A 17,858-nucleotide genomic window follows, 5' to 3' on the forward strand; every position below is an offset into this window, starting at 1 on the left:
CTCTCTATTCTGGCCTATCGGCGCTTTGCCAGCACCTACCAGACGGCATTTGTACGACCGGCTCAAACAGGCGCCACAGCGCTTGTTCGACAAAAGTTTTAGGGCGGCAAATTGACACGCCGCCTACAAGGCTTTTACCCTAGCGAACAGCGATTGTAAATTGGTATTACCAATTATCCAAGAACGCTGATCAGTGCCTGACCAACAACAATTAGGGGCCACCCCATATGCAAACCTGGCAACAGCTCTATACCCCGCTCGGCAGCCTCGGCTTTTCCGCGCTCGCAGCCGTTATCCCCATCGTGTTTTTCTTCCTGGCGTTGGCCGTGTTCCGACTCAAAGGGCACGTGGCCGGCAGCATCACGCTGGCCTTGTCCATTGCGGTGGCCATCTTCGCGTTCCAGATGCCGGTCGATATGGCATTCGCCGCCGCCGGGTATGGCTTCGCCTACGGCCTGTGGCCGATTGCGTGGATCATCGTCGCCGCCGTGTTCCTCTACAAACTGACGGTCAAGAGTGGTCAGTTCGAGGTGATTCGCAGCTCCGTCCTGTCGATCACCGACGACCAGCGTTTGCAGGTGCTGCTGATCGGCTTCTGCTTCGGTGCATTCCTTGAAGGTGCAGCCGGTTTCGGCGCACCGGTAGCGATTACCGCCGCCCTCCTTGTAGGACTCGGCTTCAACCCGCTGTACGCCGCAGGCCTGTGCCTGATCGCCAATACCGCGCCAGTGGCCTTCGGCGCTTTGGGGATTCCGATCATCGTGGCCGGGCAAGTGACCGGTATCGACGCGTTCAAGATCGGCGCCATGACCGGTCGCCAACTGCCGCTGCTGTCGCTGTTCGTCCCGTTCTGGCTGGTGTTCATGATGGACGGCCTGCGCGGCGTGCGGGAAACCTGGCCAGCAGCACTGGTGGCCGGTTTGAGCTTCGCCATCACCCAATACTTCACGTCGAACTTCATCGGCCCGGAACTGCCGGACATCACCTCGGCCCTGGCCAGCCTGATTTCCCTGACGCTGTTCCTGAAAGTCTGGCAGCCGAAACGCGCCGCAGGCCAACACATCGTCGGCGCCGTTTCGGCCTCCGTTGTGACCGCCAGCGCCGGCGGTTTCGGCCAGCCGCGCACAACCGTGGCCTCGCCTTACAGCCTCGGTGAAATTTTCAAAGCCTGGTCGCCATTCCTGATCCTCACCGTGCTGGTCACCATCTGGACCCTGAAGCCGTTCAAGGCGATGTTCGCCGCCGGCGGCTCGATGTACAGCTGGGTGTTCAACTTCGCCATTCCGCACCTGGACCAAATGGTGATCAAGGTCGCACCAATCGTGACCGCTCCGACCGCCATCCCGGCCGTGTTCAAACTCGATCCGATTTCCGCGACCGGCACGGCGATTTTCTTCTCCGCACTGATCTCGATGCTGGTGTTGAAGATCAACGTAAAAACTGGTCTGACCACTTTTAGAGAGACGTTCTACGAGCTGCGCTGGCCGATCCTGTCCATCGGCATGGTGTTGGCGTTTGCCTTCGTCACCAACTACTCGGGCATGTCGTCGACCATGGCGCTGGTATTGGCAGGCACCGGCGCGGCGTTCCCGTTCTTCTCGCCGTTCCTTGGCTGGCTGGGTGTGTTCCTGACCGGTTCCGACACCTCGTCCAACGCGCTGTTCAGCTCGTTGCAAGCGACCACCGCGCACCAGATCGGCGTCAACGACACCTTGTTGGTGGCGGCAAACACCAGCGGCGGCGTGACCGGCAAGATGATCTCGCCACAATCGATCGCCGTGGCCTGCGCCGCGACCGGTCTGGTCGGCAAGGAATCGGACCTGTTCCGTTTCACCCTCAAGCACAGCCTGTTCTTCGCAACCATCGTCGGCCTGATCACCTTGGCTCAGGCCTACTGGTTCACCGGCATGCTGGTGCACTAAGTACTACAAGAAAAAACGCAAAAACCGACGCCGGACCACGATTCCGGCGTCAGCTATTCACAACCCGGTCTGTAAGGCTGCTGAAAGAATCTCTCTCTATATTCAGCAGCCTCAGCGGACGGATAACCGGGACCACCCGGAGACACGCCTGATGAGCGAGCTTTTTTACAACGCCGTGCCGAACGCGACCCGCGTCGCCCCGCCACTGCCCAAGCCTCGGCAATATCCCAGCGAAAAACCGGCACGGGTCTACCTGTTCGGGACCTGCGTGGTTGATCTGTTCTACCCGGAAGCCGGGATGGATGCGATTCACCTGCTGGAACGCGAAGGCATTCGTGTCGAGTACCCGCAAGGGCAAAGCTGCTGCGGACAACCGGCCTACACCTCCGGTTACACCGACCAGGCCCGGACCGTGGCGCGTGCGCAACTGGCGCTGTTCGCCGGAGATTATCCGGTGGTGGTGCCGTCGGGATCGTGCGCCGGCATGCTGCGCGAGCACTATGCCGACTTGTTCAAGGACGAGCCGCAAACGTTGAAACAGGTTCAGGCCCTGGCGGCCCGGACGTATGAGCTGGCCGAGTTTCTGTTGTTTGTCTGCAAGGTGCAGCTCAAGGACAGCGGCGAACCGGTCAAAGTGGCGTTGCACACATCGTGTTCGGCACGTCGTGAGATGAACACCCACTTGCACGGCCGCGAGTTGTTGGCGCAGTTGGGGAATGTGGAGCGAGTCGAGCACAGCCATGAAAGTGAATGCTGTGGCTTCGGTGGGACTTTCAGCGTCCGTATGCCAGACATTTCCGGCGCGATGGTGGCTGACAAGACCCGGTCGTTGAAGGAATCCGGTGCGCACAAGGTACTCAGTGCCGATTGCGGTTGCCTGATGAACATCAATGGCTCGCTGGAGAAACAGAAGGAAGCGTTGCGCGGCCAACACCTGGCCAGTTTCCTTTGGCAGCGCACCGGAGGTGTTCAATGAACGCTTCCGCGATTATTCCTACGGTTGCCGTAGAAGAAGATTTCCGCACCCGTGCGCACAAGGCGTTGGGTGACAAGCAACTGCGAAACAACTTTCGCACTGCGATGGATTCTCTGATGACAAAACGGGCAGCGTCCTTCAGCGATGCCCATGAAAGAGAACATTTGCGAGCGCTGGGCAATGCTGTCCGCGCCCGTGCGTTATCGAAGTTGCCCGACCTGCTCGAGCAACTTGAACAGAACCTGACCCGCAACGGTGTGACAGTGCACTGGGCGGAAACGGTGGACGAAGCCAATGGCATCGTCCTCTCGATCATCCGCGCTCACGAGGGGCGGCAAGTGATCAAGGGCAAATCGATGGTCAGCGAAGAAATGGAGATGAACCATTTCCTCGCTGAACGGGGCATTGAATGCCTGGAATCGGACATGGGCGAGTACATCGTCCAGCTCGACCACGAGAAGCCTTCACACATTATTATGCCGGCGATCCACAAGAATGCCGGTCAGGTCGCGTCCTTGTTCCATGACAAACTTGGCGTGGAATACACCAAGGACGTTGACCAACTCATTCAAATCGGTCGCAAAGTCTTGCGGCAGAAATTCTTCGAAGCGGACATCGGCGTCTCCGGCGTCAACTTCGCCGTGGCCGAAACCGGCACCTTGCTGCTGGTGGAAAACGAAGGCAACGGGCGCATGACCACCACGGTGCCGCCGGTACACATCGCGGTCACCGGCATCGAAAAAGTCGTGGAAAACCTGCGTGACGTGGTGCCGCTGGTGTCACTGTTGACCCGCTCGGCCCTCGGCCAGCCGATCACCACCTACGTCAACATGATCTCCGGCCCACGCAAGGCCGACGAACTCGATGGCCCGCAGGAAGTGCACCTTGTGCTGCTGGACAACGGTCGCAGCCAGGCCTTTGCCGACAGTGAATTGCGCCAGACCCTGAACTGCATTCGCTGCGGCGCCTGTATGAATCATTGCCCGGTCTACACTCGAATCGGCGGCCACGCCTATGGGGAGGTTTACCCTGGGCCTATCGGAAAAATCATCACGCCGCACATGGTCGGCCTGGCGAATGTTCCGGATCATCCGAGTGCGTCGTCGTTGTGTGGTGCTTGCGGCGAAGTCTGTCCGGTAAAAATTCCTATCCCTTCCCTACTGCGTCGCCTGCGGGAAGAGAACGTCAAAGCCCCGGACAGCCCGCATCAAGTGATGCGCGGCCAGGGCAGCAAGTATTCGCGCAAGGAGCGTTTTATCTGGAATGCCTGGGCGAAACTCAACAGCTCGCCGACGCTGTATCGACTGTTCGGCTTTGTCGCCACGCGTCTGCGCGCCCTCGCACCGAGCAACGTCGGCCCCTGGACGCAAAACCACAGCGCCCCGAAACCGGCTGCCCGCTCACTGCACGACATGGCCCGCGAGCATCTGGCCAAACAGGGAGACCGCTGATGAGCGCCAAGCAAAACATCCTCGCCAAGTTACGGAAAAGTCTGACCGGCACCACGCCCGTGCCTGACGAGTTCGACGTCGAACTGGTGACAGCGCCGTACACCTACGCCCCCGAACAACGCATTCCGCAGCTGCGCAAACTGATGGAAGCGGTGCACACGGAAATCCATCTGACGTCCGGCGAAGCCTGGCCTTCGTTGCTTGCTCAGTTGCTGCAGGATCGTCAGTTGCCGAGCCTGTTGATCGCGCCGACGACGCCGCACGGTCAACGTGTCACTCAGCACTGGGCGAAAAATCCTGGCTTGCCGACGCTACAGGCCTACGACCGTCCGGTGGAAGAATGGAAATCCGAGCTGTTCAATGACACACCGGCCAGTCTGACCACCACCCTCGGCGCAATCGCCGCCACAGGTAGTCTGATTCTCTGGCCGACGCGGGAAGAACCGCGCTTGATGAGCCTGGTGCCACCCGTACATTTCGCCCTGCTCAAGGCCAGTGAAATCCGTGACAACTTCTATCAGGTGCAGCAGGAGTTCAACTGGGCTCACGGCATGCCGACCAACGCGCTGTTAGTGTCCGGCCCATCGAAAACGGCCGACATCGAACAAGTCCTGGCTTACGGTGCCCACGGCCCGAAAGACCTGGTGGTTTTGATCCTGGAGGACCAATGACTCTACCGGCGACTTTCCTGCGAGATGCGCAGCAACTGATACCTCAAGAACGGCGGTTCGACGACCCGCTGTCGACATTGGCGTTCGGCACCGATGCCAGTTTCTACCGGTTGATTCCGCAACTGGTGATCCGCGTCGAGTCTGAAGATGAAGTGGTGGCGCTGCTGAAACTGGCGCAACGGGATCAGGTTCCGGTGACCTTCCGCGCCGCCGGCACCAGCCTGTCCGGCCAGGCCATCAGCGATTCGGTGCTGATCGTGCTTGGGGATAACTGGAATGGGCGCGAGATCCGCGGCCACGGCACGCAAATCCGTCTGCAACCGGGCGTCATCGGCGCGCAGGCCAACGCTTGGCTGGCGCCGTTCGGACGCAAGATCGGTCCCGACCCGGCCTCGATCAACGCCTGCAAAATCGGCGGTATCGTCGCCAATAACGCCAGCGGCATGTGCTGCGGCACGGCGCAAAATACCTATCACACGCTGGCCGGGATTCGCCTGGTGCTCGCCGACGGCAGCCGTCTCGACACCGAAGATGCGGCGAGTGTCGCGGCGTTTCGTGAGAGCCACGTAGCGTTGCTTGAACGTTTAGCGACACTGGGCCGCGAGACCCGCGCCAATTCCGAATTGGCCGCAAAAATCCGCCACAAATACCGTCTGAAAAATACCACCGGCCTGTCACTCAACGCCCTGGTGGATTACGACGAGCCTGTAGATATCTTGAGCCACTTGCTGGTGGGTTCCGAAGGCACCCTGGGGTTCATCAGTGCCGTGACCTACGACACGGTGATCGACCACCCGAACAAGGCGTCGGCGCTGATCGTGTTCCCGGATGTGGAGACCTGCTGCAACGCCGTCACCGTGCTGAAAAGCCAACCGGTGTCGGCCGTGGAACTGCTCGACCGTCGCAGTCTGCGTTCAGTGCAGAACAAACCCGGCATGCCGGATTTCGTACAGCACCTGTCGAATAACGCCTGCGCGCTGCTGATCGAATCTCGCGCTGCGTCGTCGACGTTGCTGCACGAGCAACTGGCGCACATCATGGCGTCGCTGACTTCGTTTCCAGTGGAAAAGCAGGTCGACTTCACCGAAGACCCAATCGAGAACGCCCGCCTCTGGGCCATTCGCAAGGACACCTTCCCCGCCGTCGGCGCGGTGCGCAAAACCGGCACCACGGTGATCATCGAAGACGTGACCTTCCCGGTAGAACAACTGGCCATCGGCGTGAATCGTTTGATCGAGTTGTTCGACAAGCATCACTACGACGAAGCGATCCTTTTCGGACACGCGCTGGAAGGTAATCTGCACTTCGTCTTCACCCAAGGCTTCAACAACCCGGAAGAAGTCGCACGCTATCAGGCGTTCATGGACGACGTGGCGCAGCTGGTCGCGGTGGAATTCGGCGGCTCGCTGAAAGCCGAGCACGGCACCGGTCGCAACATGGCGCCGTTCGTGGAGCTGGAATGGGGCAGCGATGCCTACCAGTTGATGTGGCAGCTCAAACGCCTGCTCGACCCCAACGGCATTCTCAACCCGGACGTGGTGCTCAGTGACGATCCGCAGATTCACCTCAAACACCTGAAGCCGTTGCCGGCCGCCGACGAGATTGTGGATAAGTGCATCGAGTGCGGTTTTTGTGAGCCGGTCTGCCCGTCGAAAGGCCTGACCCTGAGCCCGCGCCAGCGCATCGTGATCTGGCGAGACATTCAGGCAAAAAAACGCGCCGGCGTGGACACTACGGAACTCGAAGCCGCTTACGAATACCAGGGCATCGACACCTGCGCCGCCACCGGGTTGTGCGCACAGCGTTGCCCTGTAGGAATCAACACAGGCGAGCTGGTGAAAAAGCTTCGCAGCCGTAAGGCGACGCATACGAAAACCGCCAATTGGCTGGAAGGCAATTTCGCCACCGCGCTGCAAGGCGCCCGCTTCACCCTGCATGTGGCCAATGGCGCGCGGATGCTGCTGGGGGCGCCACGCCTGGCGAAGCTTTCGGCAACGCTGACGAAGTTGTCCAAAGGCCAGGTCCCACAATGGACCAACGCCATGCCGCAGCCAGAAAAGGCCATTCGCTTCAGCCCGATCGTGTCGGACGAGCGCCCTCGTGTGGTGTACCTGGCGGCTTGTGTCTCACGGGTCATGGGCCCGGCGGCCGGTGATAAAGAGCAAATGTCGCTGTACGACAAAACCCGTGGTCTGCTGGAAAAAGCCGGTTACCAGGTAGTCTTTCCGGACAACCAGGACAACCTCTGCTGCGGCCAGCCGTTTGCCTCCAAGGGCTACGCCGAACAGGCCGAACACAAGCGCCAGGAACTGATTGGCGCACTACTGCACGCCAGCCGTGGCGGGCTCGATCCGATCTACTGCGACACCAGCCCCTGCACCTTGCGACTGGTTCAGGACCTGGGGGATGTTCGACTGGACCTGTACGACCCGGTGCGTTTCATCCGTACGCATTTGATGGATCGTCTCGACTTCACACCGCAGGAAGCGCCCATCGCCGTGCATGTCACGTGCAGTACCCAGCACCTCGGGGAAAGCCAGGCGCTGATTGATCTGGCGCGCAAGTGCAGCAAAAACGTGGTCATCCCCGAAGGCATTCACTGCTGTGGATTTGCCGGCGACAAGGGCTTCACCACGCCGGAGCTGAACGCCCATTCGCTGCGTACGCTCAAGGACGCGGTGCAACAGTGCAGCGAGGGGATTTCGACCAGCCGCACCTGTGAGATCGGTCTGACGCAACATGGCGGAATTGACTACCACGGGCTGGTCTATCTGGTGGATCGGGTCACACAGCCGAGGGGCATCTGAAGAAAAATAGAACCCTGACGAAACGTCGTAGTCCACTGGTTAAGCCCGGACATTGCCGGGCCTTACCCAACCTCGGCAGCCCGTTCTGATGGCCGGTAAACACCTGAGCCCTCAGTTCAAGGAGATACTCATGAAACGTTCTGTACTGTTAGGTCTGTTCGTTACTGTCTCGCTGATGGCGTCCCCCTCGTTTGCCGCCGAAGACCTCTGTGCGGTCAACATTAAAACCATCGAAAATGCCAAGGCCCAGACTCCTCCGGAAATCGCTGACCAGGTAATGGACAGCGTCAAGCAAGCCAAAGCCGATCAGGCAAAAGGCACCAAGGAAGGGACTGACGATTGCATCGCCGAGACAGAACAAACGATCAAGCAAATCAAGGACGCGAACAAAGGCGGGAAGTAACCCGGCACAATGCCAACCTTCGGGTGGGCTTTCCTGGCGTTCAACTCGCAGGCTTGTTGCTCATCAAGATCCACAGAGCAACAGGCCAGGGAGCGCTCAGGATGGCTCCACCCAATGCGAAACAAACCAAAACCCGCCAAATGCGGGTTTTGTTGCCTCTGGGGTTTGGTCCTGCATGAACCTTTTTTTCCATAGCGCTTGGGGAAAAACGAATTCCTGCACAACGTCGTAGTCTTTTAAGTAGGGCCGATCAATCGTGGCTTGTTTTTCGACCTCGGCCGAGCCCCCGCCCCTATGGCAGCACCGAGACTACCCGTACAAGGAAATACCCATGAAACGTACCGCGATCGCTGGTTTGCTCATGTCTGCTGCACTGTTGGCTTCTCCCGTATTTGCAGCGGACAACGACCTGTGTACGAGCAAGCTGCAACAGCTCAAAGCCAAAGTGAATTCACTGCCGGCGAGCGCCGACAACACCACAATGGAGATCAAAAGACTGCTGGCCAGCGCCGAAGCTTCAAAAGCGGCCGGGGACGACAAAAAATGCGTCACCGAGGCCACCCAGGGATTGTCGCTGGCAAACTGAGCAAAGATCCCAACCCATGATCACTCGCGCCAAGCATCGGGTGGCCTTCTGAGCCACGTTGGCGTACACTGCGCAGGCTTGCTGCTCACTTTGATTCACAGAGCAACAGGCACGGGGCCGTTTAGGATTCGACGCCGGTCGCGAAACTTTAGGTGCATGCCGAGTTGGTAACAGAACTCGTAAATCCACTGTTGCAACTTCTTATAGTTGCCAATGACGAAACCTACGGGGAATACGCTCTCGCTGCGTAAGCAGCCTTAGCCCTTCCCTTCTGGTACCTTCGGGTCCAGCAATCATCAGGGGATGTCTGTAAACCCAAAGTGATTGTCATATAGAACAGAATCGCCGTGCAGTACGTTGTGGACGAAGCGGCTAAAACTTACACAACTCGCCCAAAGCACCCTGCCCGTCGGGTCGCTGAGGGTTAACTTAATAGACACGGCTACGCATGTAGTACCGACAGCGGAGTACTGGCGGACGGGGGTTCAAATCCCCCCGGCTCCACCAAATGATCAAAAAAAGACGTCCACGGACGTCTTTTTTTGTGCCTGTGATCCAGTAAATCCGCGGCCTCCAGCGCTTTTTCGGTCTTTTGAGAGTTTTTGAGTTCCAGCCATTCGGGTATTCCAGACAGTATTCCAGCTCATCCGGTGCTAATCTTTGGAATACCGAATCAGCGCCTGAGGACAATCTCATGCCTGCTCAAAATCTCCGCCTCTCCGATCGACAGCTCAAGGGAGTCAAACCCGCGTCCAAGGATTACGTCCTCACCGACGGTGACGGTTTGCAACTCCGCGTACGCAGCAACGGCTCGTTGCTGTGGAATTTCAACTACCGCGAACCGGTGACCAAAAAGCGCATCAACATCGGCTTCGGGACCTACCCCGAACTGTCACTGGCGAATGCACGAAAGATGGCAGTCGATGCGCGCGAGCTGCTCGCACAGGGCATTGATCCGAAGGTGCAGCGCAATACGCTGAATGAAGCCAAGCGCGCAGAAACTGAACACACCTTCGAGAACGTGGCCACCGCCTGGTTCGAGCTCAAGAAAGACTCGGTCACCCCGGCCTACGCCGAGGACATCTGGCGGTCGCTCACGCTGCATGTGCTCCCCGACTTGAAAACGACACCACTGGTGAAAATCACCGCGCCGATGGTGATTGGATTACTTCGCCCTATCGAAGCGAAAGGCAGCCTGGAGACGGTCAAGCGTCTTAGCCAGCGGCTAAACGAGATCATGACCTACGGCGTAAATTCCGGCTTGATCTTCGCCAACCCGCTCAGCGGTATCAGGGCAGTATTCAAGAAGCCCAAGAAAGAGAACATGGCCGCGCTTCCACCCGAAGAGCTCCCCGAGCTTATGCTGGAGATCGCGAATGCCAGCATCAAACGCACCACCCGCTGCCTGATCGAATGGCAGTTGCACACGATGACTCGCCCCGCCGAGGCGGCGACTACCCGCTGGGCGGACATCGACTTTGAAAGGCGTGTCTGGAATATCCCACCGGAGCGGATGAAGAAGCGCCGTCCACACAGCATCCCGTTGAGTGATCACGCTGTCGCACTGCTGGAGTCACTGAAAACTCACAGCGGCCATCGCGAATACGTCTTCCCGGCAGACAGAAATCCACGTACCCACGCCAATAGCCAAACGGCCAACATGGCGTTGAAACGCATGGGCTTCCAGGATCGCTTGGTCAGCCACGGCATGCGCTCGATAGCCAGTACTATCTTGAATGAACATGGCTGGGACCCGGAACTCATTGAGGTCGCACTGGCGCACGTCGATAAGGATGAGGTGCGTAGCGCCTACAACCGAGCCGACTACATCGAGCGCCGGCGCCCGATGATGGCCTGGTGGAGTGAGTACATCCAGAAAGCCGCCACCGGCAGCCTGCTCGCCTCAGCGTACGGCCAAGTCAGAGACAAGAACGTGGTGCCGATTCGCTAGCGCTGTACAGGCGCAAGAACTGCAGCAACAACTGAACGTTCAAGATTCGGGGCAAGCAGCCTCGCTTATCCGCTACTAAGCGCGGGTCCATCCAAACGGGGCTGCAAAGCCGCCCTGTTTGGATGGACCTTACTTTGAAGAGCTAAAAGCGACCACGTTGTCCAGGATTTACCACGGAGTTCCACCGGTGGATAACCGTTCTTCAAGTCCAAAGTGGCGATGAATTTAGAACCTTGACCGGGTTTATCCACAGGCGTAGAACTGGCCGTGCAAGCGCTGTCGATGACAGCAACCCAGGTGGCCCGAACCTTGAAGGTCACGCCGCTCCCGCGGTGGTTCCCCCCATAAGGCGATTAGCGTCCGGCAGCTCGCCCGGTCACCTCCCCGGTGATGGATGCCTACTTCAGATCATGGCCCTCGTGCGCCAGAAGACACTTCCTACTTCGCTGCCCTGCAGCAACCTATCCGCTTGGCCGAATCTTGCGCCAACCTTCGCCCGTCTCTTTCTTCTGGAAAGAGACGGGCGCTCCTACCACTGCTGCAGCCCACCTCGTACAAGGCATTGCGGCATTTCCCCTCGTGACAATCGGCGTGACAAACACCGAAGTCACCCGCAACAGCGATGCAGATGATGGTGCCGCAGCCCAAGGAGTGGACTGCACCTGACTGACAGTCAGGCATGCCCCGGTCATCACCTCACTGCCTTCACCCGACTCAGGATCTCGCGGCGCTTGGTCTCGTCAGCCAGTGCAGCCTCCACCCGCCCACTTCTTCGGGAGTGCTCAGGAGGCCAGATCATGAGATGCCCAAGCTCCCGGTCGTAAAGAGCCGCCAGTCCCGCGTTAGTGGACAACCCTCACTGGTCGCAGGGGCCTTGATCCCTGATAACACTCAACATTCTTGGCGGGATGGCGTGGGGAAAGTTTTAAAAGTTTTAGCTTCGAGAGGAGTTCGATCATGGCACTGGTGGGCAAACGAGGTGGCCGCAATTTTGGCTATGGCCGACAACTGAGCTATGCCGGGCCGCAGGCATTGCGCGATCTGTTTGACGGCGGCCATTACGGGACCGTCAAGGCGCACAGTGAGCGTTGGCAGGCTTTTGTGCGCTGGTGTCGGTCGGAGGATGGCCCGGGGTTTAACGATGCGCGGCAGATTAATCGGCAGACCTTGATGGACTACGCCGGACATCTGCGCCAACAAGTTGAACGAGGTGAGTTGGCCATCGCAACTGCACAAAACCGGTTGTCCAGTGTGAATCGGACCATGGCTGCGCTTCGCGGTGATCAATATGTGAAAGTGCCAAGTCCAAGTAAGGCGCTGGGAATGCGGCGCACCAGTATTCGTCATTCAGTGCCGCAAGGCCAAGACCGCGAACAGGTGAAGCGGATCGTAGAGGTGCTTTGCGAACACCAGCAGTCACGCGCCGCGGCCATCGCTCAGTTAGCGCGAGCCACCGGCATGCGCTTACGTGAGGCCATCTTGGCTGACCTTCCACGGTTAAGCCGTGAGGCTAACGATCTAGGCAGGATCAACATTCAGGACGGCACCAAAGGTGGCCGTTCAGGCGCGTCAGCACCTCGTTGGATTACGGTAGATGATCATATTCGTGACGCCCTGAGGTTTGCCGAAAAGGTCTCGCCCGACGGTAGCCGCAACCTACTTGCACCGAACGAACGCTACCTCGATTTCTTGCAGGGAATCGTCCGCCCCGCACGGGAGATCCTCCATAAGCACAACCTCAAAGGCTTTCATGAATTACGGGCGGCCTTTGCATGCGAACGCTATGAGCAAATCACCCTGCATCCCGCGCCTATCAACGATGGCCATTGCTATCAACTCGAGCGACGCCTCGATCAGGAGGCCCGAATGCAAATCAGCTATGAGCTAGGGCACGGTCGTGTTGACGTGGTATCGGCTTACATCGGTAGTCGAGCATGAGCAAGCCATTCGATATGGAACTGTTCCTGTCAGGCGTCCTGACCGGGTCGCATACCACACGCCAACGCCACCTTCGTCAGGCGAAGACGATCCAAACAGCAATCTCTGAGCGTTGGCAACGCGACAATCCATGGACTTGGCAGAGAAAGCATCTTGCGTGGTTTTTGAATCACCACCTAAACCAGCACACTGAATCGACGCGCTATTACTATTTGCTGACCATGCAATTACTCACTCATCGCTTAGGAAAACCCTGGCAGTTCAACCGGTAGACGAAGGTCAAAAAACGGCCGATTCTGTTGAAAAAGTCGGACGTGGATTTGACGGTAGAAAAGTACGCGCCTGAGATTGAAATCTTTAATCTCGGTAGAGGTTACCGGACTCAGATTTCACGTGGCGCCGTGCTGAAAAGACGCTTTCAGCAGTCCTGTTCGGCTTTTGGACTCATTAGCAAACGGTAGAGGCCTGGGGTACTCTGCAGTGGATGGCAATGGGCCACTTTGAGCATGTATTAGCCAAGCAGCGACTATCGCTGCGCTTAGGAGGAGCGATGAGCGTAAAAGGGAACGGGAAAAAGATACCGCTAAACGTCTATTTGCTGAAAGAAAACAATGGAGTCCTGTGGGACGATAAAGACGTAATTGCAAGCCCAATAGGATCAGGCGGTAAACCCCAGAAAATTCAGACGGAAAAACACCTCCTGGGCCCCGAAGGGATTTACGGTACTCTCTTCATTCGGAAACCAATACTTGAAACTACACCTGATTGGCTCTCATTCATCGCCCAGGGGTTAAATGAGAGCGTAAAGACTAAGAGCTGGACAAATAAAAGCGTGTCTGCTCTTCTCATAGTGACTCATAATTCAAGACAGTTCGCGGTCGCCTTTGGACATGGGCGGCACATGATTGAGCCGCGGTTGATAGAAGATAGGTTTGGCATAAGGGTTGTGCTAAATAGCGTTTCGCCAGACAGAATTTCCTCAATTGATCGGCAGACTTTTGATGCATCCCCAAGAATAAGCCGAACACAAACTATAAAGGCGTCCTCAGTCTCTGACTACATGATTAATGCTGAACAGGATCTGCTGAGGGGATTGGTAGGATTTACAAAGCCTGAATACTCTGATGTTCTTGGGCCATTAATCGCTGGAATTGACTCATTTAAGGCTTCAGTTCCTGCGGAACTAGCAGGGCTAAAAATGTTTTTTACGACGGTGCTAGATCGGTCTGCTTCTAAGGACTACTTGACCCGAAGTGTCGATGGCCATAATAGTGAGTTCTCTTGGGTCGAAAATTTACTTCCTGTGAAGGACAAAGATGTTATTGAAGAGCTAGAGGCGCAGCTTTGGAGCGCGCTGATATCTTCCGAAAAGCATAATATGTGGCTTGCAATCCCCGATATTGTCGACTGGAGTAATGTGGCTGGGTTTTCCTATCGGGCAGAAGCCGAGGGCACGGATATACAGGAGATTCTGTATCTTGAAAAATTTCTCGACACTTTTCGAAGTGACGCGACGCTAGATACTGTTAAACGTCGTGATATCTATATGATTCACACTGATGGCCGGGCACCGGCAAAATTTAGTGCCTTCAAGTGCATTTATGCTGAGATAAAGCATAAGGCGAAGTTATTTATCTTGCATGCCGGCAGCTGGTTTGGCGTAGAAGACTCTTTCCAAGCATCTGTTGAAAGGTACTACTCTGATCTTGACAAGAAAATCTTTGCTGTTCCTTTTGTGGAGTACGATCACTCCGGTGAAGGAGAATACAATGAGTACGTGTGCGCTCAGGCGTCTTCCACTCATGCGATGCTTGATCGGCAGCTAATTAGATTTGGCGGCAGCTATGACAAAATTGAGGTCTGTGATATTTATAAGAAGCAAGGCGGTGGCGAAAGAGGGGAATTCATCCACGTAAAGAGAGGGCGAGGCTCTTCCAATCTTAGTCACTTGTTTGCTCAAGGCTTAGTTGCTTCTACGCTTTTAGTTCGTGAATCTGAGTTCGTTAAGGATGTAAATAAGCAGCTAGCAAAACAAGGCTTCCCTGCGCTACCAGAGAAATTTGAAGCTAAAGGAAACGATATCGTATACGCAATAATTGATGGTGAGAACTCCTCTAGTCTAGACATCCCATTCTTTAGCAAAGTGACGCTTCAAAATTGCGGCAAAACTATAACTTCATACGGATACGGGATTAAACTCCTGCACATCCCTGAATCTGCAGCATACCGTGTTAAGGCTGCTCAGAAGGTAGCAACAAAGAAGCTTCAAAAGAAAACCACGGCTGCTGGTAAAGCTAAAGTCAAAAAAAGCACAGCAGGAAAAAGCACTAAAAATCCATCAAGCAGAATTAAAAGTGGAGCGAAATCAAGCGGAATCACCCCAACGCCTAGCTAACTTAACAACGTCACGGGCTTTGACTCTGGATGATTGGTTTGCGAGCCTCGGTTTAAGGTGCTGACCTTTGGATTTATTCACCTGCTCGCCCAAGCTATCTCAAGCAGACAGCGAAGCACACCAGATTTCGGTTCTTCGGATGGAAAGCCTCAGATCACCGCTGGGGCACGCCCGCCGACAGGCACTGGAAGACCTGTTTGTAGCCGGCCCACTTCGCCATGCTCAAAGGATATAGCGAACGCTGGCAAGCAATTCGGCCAGCAGACAGCGCGTGAGAGAAAAACACAAAAAACCCCGCGCAAACAACGAAAACTCTTACAATCCAAGGCCGGATTTCCTACACATTTTTTGCCCCCATTGATACCCAAGAGATAGCCCCGTGAGTGACTCAGACAGCTCATCCGCGCCACTGGTTGACGTAGTGAAGCTTGCCGCATCCCTTCAGCGTTTCGCAGATGATCGCGACTGGCAACAGTTCCACTCCCCCAAAAATCTCATTCTGGCTCTCACTGGCGAGGTAGGAGAGCTGTGCGAGATTTTCCAGTGGCTGAGCGATGCCGATTCGCTCTCCGCCGCAAAAAACCCGGAAATGGGCCAGGCCGTTGAGGACGAATTGGCGGACGTATTGATGTACCTGGTTCGCCTGAGCAGCGTACTCGGCATTGACCTCAACGAAGCGGTGACACGGAAACTTGCCTCGAACGGCCAGAAATATCCCGTGGATAAAGCCAGAAGCAACAGCAAAAAGTACGACCGACTCTGATCAACCCGAATCTAAGGACAACCCGTGATCGTTTACGCTGCGACCAAACAGCAATTTCTAAAAGACAACGATAACGATGACATCGAGGACGTGATCCTCAGGCATTACAAGGAAGCCACCGGCAAGACCGTTGGCAGGTCGGAAATCAGGTCGTGGCAAGGATCGCTAACGTACATGGCCAAGGTCCTTAGGGATGAAGGCCTGCCGAGCGACGCGGGCCTGGCCATTGAGTTGCACATTCCGCAGTCGTCGAAGCGAATCGATTTTCTGCTCACCGGTCGCGACGAAAATCAGGCAAAAAAAGCCGTCTTGATCGAATTGAAGCAATGGAGCAAGGCCACCGCCACTACCAAGGATGCCATCGTCAAAACGGCATTGGGTGGCGGCCTCGTTGAGACCATTCACCCGTCCTATCAGGTATGGTCATACGCCGCGCTGCTGGAGGGCTTCAACGAAGCGGTGTATGACAAAAGCATCGAGATCCGTCCGTGTGCCTACCTTCATAACTACGTCAGCGACGGCATCATCGACTCAGCGCACTACGAGCCCCACATCAGCAAAGCCCCACTGTTCCTGAAAGGGCCGGACGAGCTCACCAAACTCAGAAGCTTCCTGAAAAAGCATATTGCTCACGGCGACAACAAAGAGGTTCTTTACGAACTGTCCGATGGGAAAATCCGTCCGTCCAAAGCGCTAGCCGAAGCCCTCGAAGGGCTGATGACAGGCAAGCCAGAGTTCGTATTGATTGACGATCAAAAAGCAATTTTTGAATCAGCGCTTGCGGCAGCAAGCGAAGCCTCGGACCAGGCACCAAAGGTGCTGATCATTGAGGGGGGCCCGGGCACCGGGAAAACTGTTCTGGCTATCAATTTACTGGTGAGGCTCACAGAATTGAGGCTGTTAAGCAAATATGTCTCGAAGAATGCCGCCCCACGCAAGGTCTACGAAAGCAAACTGGTTGGCACCATAAAACGCAGCCATTTCTCGAATTTCTTTTCAGGCTCTGGGGCGTTCATCGACACTGAGCCCAACACATTCGATGCGCTTATCGTGGACGAAGCTCACCGGCTGAATGAGAAAAGCGGGCTTTATGGGAACCTTGGCGAAAACCAGATCAAGGAGCTGATTGAATCAGCGAAATGCTCAATTTTCTTCATCGATGAAGACCAGCGTGTGACCCTGAGCGACATTGGCAGCAAGCAGGCAATACGCGCCTTTGCCAAAGCCAAGGGTGCTGTGGTCGAGGAATATGTGCTGTCTTCACAGTTTCGCTGCAGTGGTTCTGACGGTTACATGGCATGGCTGGATGACGTGCTTGGCATTCGCTCGACAGCAAATCCGACGCTCAACACCTCGGAGTACGAGTTCAAGGTATTCGACTCACCGCAGGCGCTGCATGACGCCATTGACGAGAAAAACCATGGAAACAAGGCTCGTGTGGTCGCGGGCTATTGCTGGCCTTGGTTGAGCAAGAAAGACCCCACCGCAGCTGATATCGTCATTGGTGACTACAAACGCCAATGGAACCTGGATCAGGATGGCAGCCTATGGATCATCGCTGAGAACTCCATCGAGCAGGTTGGCTGCATTCATACCTGCCAGGGTTTGGAAGTCGACTACATCGGGGTGATCATCGGGCCAGACCTAGTCGTACGTGACGGTAAGGTAGTGACATCCCCGGATGAGCGCGACAAGCACGATAAATCGATTCGCGGCTGGAAAAAAATGATGAAAGAGCAACCTACCCTCGCGAAAAATGAAACAGACGTGATCATCAAAAATACATACCGAACCCTGATGACACGGGGGATGAAGGGTTGCTACCTGTACTGCACCGACAAAGAGACTGCGCAATACTTCGAGAGTCGGCTTAACCAGCACAGCAATTATTGACGCTATCGTTTGCTAGGAGCCCCTGTACGTGCGGCGAGTGGGGACATCGTACGCGCAGGGGCATCAATCAACAGCGCGACCATTTGCTTGATAGATTCGATC

At 56.2% G+C, this 17,858-nt stretch carries 13 protein-coding genes and 1 other RNA gene; all 14 read left to right on the forward strand.

Annotation, left to right across the window (positions count from 1 at the left end):
* Positions 1-227: 227 nt before the first annotated feature.
* The 14 genes from IB254_RS12165 (at position 228) to IB254_RS12230 (ending at position 17,756) form a co-directional block, all read left to right on the forward strand.
* A complete protein-coding gene (locus IB254_RS12165; RefSeq protein WP_192417432.1) occupies positions 228-1,922 on the forward strand; it encodes a lactate permease LctP family transporter in 1,695 nt (564 codons plus the stop codon).
* Positions 1,923-2,073: 151 nt separating this feature from the next.
* A complete protein-coding gene (locus IB254_RS12170; RefSeq protein ID WP_192417433.1) occupies positions 2,074-2,898 on the forward strand; it encodes a (Fe-S)-binding protein in 825 nt (274 codons plus the stop codon).
* Positions 2,895-4,349 carry a LutB/LldF family L-lactate oxidation iron-sulfur protein gene (locus tag IB254_RS12175; RefSeq protein WP_008029808.1) on the forward strand — a complete coding sequence of 485 codons (1,455 nt, stop codon included), beginning with the start codon at positions 2,895-2,897 and terminating at the stop codon, positions 4,347-4,349. The genes IB254_RS12170 and IB254_RS12175 overlap by 4 nt, the downstream gene beginning before the upstream one ends.
* Positions 4,349-5,020, forward strand: a complete 672-nt coding sequence (locus IB254_RS12180; protein WP_192417434.1) for a LutC/YkgG family protein — start codon at positions 4,349-4,351, stop codon at positions 5,018-5,020. The genes IB254_RS12175 and IB254_RS12180 overlap by 1 nt, the downstream gene beginning before the upstream one ends.
* Positions 5,017-7,827 (forward strand): FAD-binding and (Fe-S)-binding domain-containing protein, encoded by a 2,811-nt coding sequence (locus IB254_RS12185; RefSeq protein ID WP_192417435.1) that lies wholly within the window; start codon positions 5,017-5,019, stop codon positions 7,825-7,827. The genes IB254_RS12180 and IB254_RS12185 overlap by 4 nt, the downstream gene beginning before the upstream one ends.
* 130 nt (positions 7,828-7,957) lie before the next feature.
* Positions 7,958-8,230, forward strand: coding sequence for a hypothetical protein (locus IB254_RS12190; RefSeq protein WP_192417436.1), 273 nt, complete (start codon positions 7,958-7,960; stop codon positions 8,228-8,230).
* Between the two features lie 331 nt (positions 8,231-8,561).
* The gene (locus IB254_RS12195) at positions 8,562-8,816 is read left to right on the forward strand and encodes a hypothetical protein (protein ID WP_192417437.1); all 255 of its coding nucleotides are present in this window, start codon (positions 8,562-8,564) and stop codon (positions 8,814-8,816) included.
* 113 nt (positions 8,817-8,929) lie between these two features.
* Positions 8,930-9,323: a transfer-messenger RNA gene (ssrA, locus tag IB254_RS12200) on the forward strand.
* Between the two features lie 187 nt (positions 9,324-9,510).
* Complete coding sequence (locus IB254_RS12205) at positions 9,511-10,767, forward strand: integrase domain-containing protein (RefSeq protein ID WP_192417438.1); 1,257 nt, start codon at positions 9,511-9,513, stop codon at positions 10,765-10,767.
* A gap of 957 nt (positions 10,768-11,724) precedes the next feature.
* Positions 11,725-12,705 carry an integrase domain-containing protein gene (locus tag IB254_RS12210; RefSeq protein WP_084379057.1) on the forward strand — a complete coding sequence of 327 codons (981 nt, stop codon included), beginning with the start codon at positions 11,725-11,727 and terminating at the stop codon, positions 12,703-12,705.
* A complete protein-coding gene (locus tag IB254_RS12215; protein WP_192417439.1) occupies positions 12,702-12,977 on the forward strand; it encodes a hypothetical protein in 276 nt (91 codons plus the stop codon). The genes IB254_RS12210 and IB254_RS12215 overlap by 4 nt, the downstream gene beginning before the upstream one ends.
* A 278-nt stretch (positions 12,978-13,255) precedes the next feature.
* Complete coding sequence (locus tag IB254_RS12220; protein ID WP_192417440.1) at positions 13,256-15,100, forward strand: DUF6119 family protein; 1,845 nt, start codon at positions 13,256-13,258, stop codon at positions 15,098-15,100.
* 379 nt (positions 15,101-15,479) lie between these two features.
* Positions 15,480-15,863: a nucleotide pyrophosphohydrolase gene (locus IB254_RS12225; RefSeq protein ID WP_084379054.1), complete on the forward strand. Its 384-nt coding sequence runs from the start codon at positions 15,480-15,482 to the stop codon at positions 15,861-15,863.
* A gap of 24 nt (positions 15,864-15,887) precedes the next feature.
* A complete protein-coding gene (locus IB254_RS12230) occupies positions 15,888-17,756 on the forward strand; it encodes a DUF2075 domain-containing protein (RefSeq protein ID WP_084379053.1) in 1,869 nt (622 codons plus the stop codon).
* Positions 17,757-17,858 lie beyond the last annotated feature (102 nt).

Source organism: Pseudomonas sp. PDM03, assembly GCF_014852385.1.
GTDB classification, from domain to species: domain Bacteria; phylum Pseudomonadota; class Gammaproteobacteria; order Pseudomonadales; family Pseudomonadaceae; genus Aquipseudomonas; species Aquipseudomonas migulae.

Excerpts from the sequence above, each read along its gene's own strand:
- IB254_RS12190 (WP_192417436.1), top strand. The coding sequence starts at position 7,958 with ATGAAACGTTCTGTACTGTTAGGTCTGTTCGTTACTGTCTCGCTGATG.
- IB254_RS12175 (WP_008029808.1), top strand. The coding sequence starts at position 2,895 with ATGAACGCTTCCGCGATTATTCCTACGGTTGCCGTAGAAGAAGATTTC.
- IB254_RS12205 (WP_192417438.1), top strand. The coding sequence starts at position 9,511 with ATGCCTGCTCAAAATCTCCGCCTCTCCGATCGACAGCTCAAGGGAGTC.
- IB254_RS12185 (WP_192417435.1), top strand. The coding sequence starts at position 5,017 with ATGACTCTACCGGCGACTTTCCTGCGAGATGCGCAGCAACTGATACCT.
- IB254_RS12210 (WP_084379057.1), top strand. The coding sequence starts at position 11,725 with ATGGCACTGGTGGGCAAACGAGGTGGCCGCAATTTTGGCTATGGCCGA.
- IB254_RS12180 (WP_192417434.1), top strand. The coding sequence starts at position 4,349 with ATGAGCGCCAAGCAAAACATCCTCGCCAAGTTACGGAAAAGTCTGACC.
- IB254_RS12165 (WP_192417432.1), top strand. The coding sequence starts at position 228 with ATGCAAACCTGGCAACAGCTCTATACCCCGCTCGGCAGCCTCGGCTTT.
- IB254_RS12215 (WP_192417439.1), top strand. The coding sequence starts at position 12,702 with ATGAGCAAGCCATTCGATATGGAACTGTTCCTGTCAGGCGTCCTGACC.
- IB254_RS12195 (WP_192417437.1), top strand. The coding sequence starts at position 8,562 with ATGAAACGTACCGCGATCGCTGGTTTGCTCATGTCTGCTGCACTGTTG.
- IB254_RS12220 (WP_192417440.1), top strand. The coding sequence starts at position 13,256 with ATGAGCGTAAAAGGGAACGGGAAAAAGATACCGCTAAACGTCTATTTG.
- IB254_RS12170 (WP_192417433.1), top strand. The coding sequence starts at position 2,074 with ATGAGCGAGCTTTTTTACAACGCCGTGCCGAACGCGACCCGCGTCGCC.